This window comes from Neisseria sp. P0001.S005 (genome assembly GCF_051963715.1).
Window position 1 is genome coordinate 1 of the sequence record NZ_JBQCTZ010000402.1, and the last position, 1,307, is coordinate 1,307.

Sequence of the window (1,307 nt, forward strand, 5' to 3'; positions counted from 1 at the left end):
TCGATTTGGGTCGCACCAATCACAAAAATATGGTTTTCCTTCGGCGCGATATACAAAGGATAGCGCGGATGCAGCAGGCGCACGGGGCGGGACAGCTCAATTTCGGGTGCGTAAACGCGCGCCACTTCGCCACGAACGCCGCGTAAAACGCTTTCAGACGGCCTGTTCCACGCGCTCTTTGCACCATAACCGCGGCAGTCGATGACCCAATCGTATTGCGCCGCAAAATCTTCGACTTCGCGTTCGTACGACCAATGGCACGCTACATTCATTGACTCCAAAGCATCGGCCAGCGCATTCAATACCTGCCGTCCGTCCAACTGCCCTTCTGTCGGCAGATACAGGCCGTCTGAAAACCTCCCTGCCAGTTGCGGCTCGTTTGCTGCGATTTCATCCGCGTTCCAACGTATGGTTTCATATTCCGCCACACCGCCGCGCTTCAAATGACGGGCAAACTCGGCGGAAAGCGGCTTGTCCTGCGTGTGCCAGACAATCAGACTACCGTTTTCCTGCATCATCACCGGCGTATTCAGACGGCCGACAATAGCGCGCCAAAGCGCAATGCTTTGTTTGCCTAAACGGATGACTTCGGGCGTTGCCTCCACCGCTTCGGCAGACGGCGCTAACATGGCCGCGGCAACATAAGCGGCGGCTTGCGCGCCGTCGCGTTCGCCTTTCTCAAACAACTCGACCGAAATGCCCTGCTCTGCCAGCTGGAACGCCATCAGACGGCCCGACAGACCGCCACCGAGTACCGCAACCTTAGACATCAGTTTCTCCTTGTTTTTAATATGAAAATGAACTGCATATTTTAGAACTTGTTTTGCTTTATCACAATATCGACACAAAATGAGAACAGTTTTTGCATATCATGATTGCCCAGGTCAAGCCGATAACTTATAAACAAACAGACGGAATCCCTCCCTCTGCAAGCAGTTACCCATCGCCTTAGACTGCCAATCAGCTTTTATAAAAATATCTTCCTTACATAAAACCTACTATAATGCCATCTTTTAACATATTTACATTCACTCAGCATCATTACACCTACTGATTGGTTTTGATGCACACATTTGATTTTATAAGGAATAACGATGAAAAGCTTGGGCAGTACTTTATTTATCCTCGGTGTATTGGCATTCGGTTTGAATTATATGAACGCCGTCCCCAAAGTTTTGGCCTGGATTTACGAATGGGGCGAAGATACCGCCATGTGGATTAAAGCAGGCAGAGACCTTTGCAAAATTCCCCAAAATCCCCTAAATTCCCACCAAGACATTTAGGGGATTTTCCATGAGTACCTTCTT

The 1,307-nt window shown here is 49.5% G+C and carries 2 protein-coding genes; one reads left to right on the top strand and one right to left on the bottom strand.

All coding sequences use genetic code 11. From position 1 onward, the window contains the following. Positions 1-770: FAD-dependent oxidoreductase (locus tag ACTHSP_RS20595; RefSeq protein ID WP_440346835.1), on the bottom strand; the 770-nt coding region annotated here is incomplete at its 3' end. A gap of 324 nt (positions 771-1,094) precedes the next feature. Here ACTHSP_RS20595 and ACTHSP_RS20600 point away from each other — a divergent pair. Continuing rightward, positions 1,095-1,283, top strand: coding sequence for a hypothetical protein (locus tag ACTHSP_RS20600; protein WP_440346836.1), 189 nt, complete (start codon positions 1,095-1,097; stop codon positions 1,281-1,283). Positions 1,284-1,307 lie beyond the last annotated feature (24 nt).